This window comes from Bradyrhizobium sp. Crot121 (assembly GCF_059512385.1).
Map to the genome: position 1 here is coordinate 1 of NZ_JCAMOR010000260.1, position 1,067 is coordinate 1,067.

Annotated in this window: 1 protein-coding gene and 1 pseudogene; both read left to right on the top strand. The window is 61.1% G+C overall.

Annotated features, from left to right (window positions below; all coding sequences use genetic code 11):
• Positions 1-541: pseudogene (locus AC5ZGW_RS46395) on the top strand (group II intron reverse transcriptase/maturase); the annotation flags it as partial.
• A gap of 107 nt (positions 542-648) precedes the next feature.
• Positions 649-1,067 (top strand): transposase (locus AC5ZGW_RS46400; protein ID WP_496114181.1); only part of this gene is annotated, 419 nt, incomplete at its 3' end.

The window sequence follows — 1,067 nt, forward strand, 5'->3', positions numbered from 1 at the left end:
CGCTCGCCGTTTCCTTGATGCGATGCGTGAACGGTTTGAGGCATTCGCGCTGACGCTCCATTCGGACAAGACCCGCCTGATTGAGTTCGGTCGCTATGCGGCGGCCAATCGCAAGGCACGCGGGCTCGGCAAACCGGAGACGTTCATGTTTCTGGGCTTCACCCACATCTACGGTAAGTCACGTCGGGGGAGCTTCCTGCTCCAAAGGAAGACCCGTCGCGACCGTCTGCGGACGAAGCCTCAGGACATCAAGGGAGAGCTGCGGCGTCGAATGCACCAACCGATCCCCGTCCAGGGTAAATGGCTGAGACAGGTCATCACCGGCCACTTCGCCTACTATGCGGTTCCTGCAAACGGACGGGCGCTTTCAGCCTTCCGCTATTATGTGACCGACCTCTGGCGACGAACGCTTCGGCGGCGTAGCCAACGAGACGGCTTCACTTGGGATCGTATGACGAAGTTGGCAGATGATTGGTTTCCTCAACCCCGTATCCTGCATCCCTGGCCCCAACAGCGCTTCGCCGTCACACACCCAAGGTAGGAGCCGGATGCCTTAATTGGGCCCGTCCGGATCTGTGCGGGGGGCGCTCAGCAATGAGCGTCCCTACCGCGAACAATTGATTGAGGGTTCTGAATCCATGGGTGACCATGATTCGGGATCTGATGATTGGTGGTGCGTCGGTTGAAGATACGCTGACGCTGTGGGCTTCCTCGTTGCGAGATGCCAAGGAACGCATCCGTCCGCTGTTTACGCAGGAGCGGGTCGCGGCCTCGGCGTGGCAGTTTCTCGACGGACTGTTGGGTAACGAGCCGCGCAAGACGGGTTGGATGCGGGCGGAGGCAGCTGGCGATCCAGGCCCGTGGCGCCAGCAGGCGATTCTGGGCCGAGGGCATTGCGATGCCGACGCGCTGCGCGACATTGTGCGTGAGTACGCACTGGAGACGCTTGGCGATGAGGACGCGGTCCTGGTCATCGATGAGACCGGCTTTTTGAAACAGGGCAAGGCCTCGTGCGGGGTCGCACGCCAGTACACTGGCTCGGCGGGCAAGATCACCAATTGCCAGAT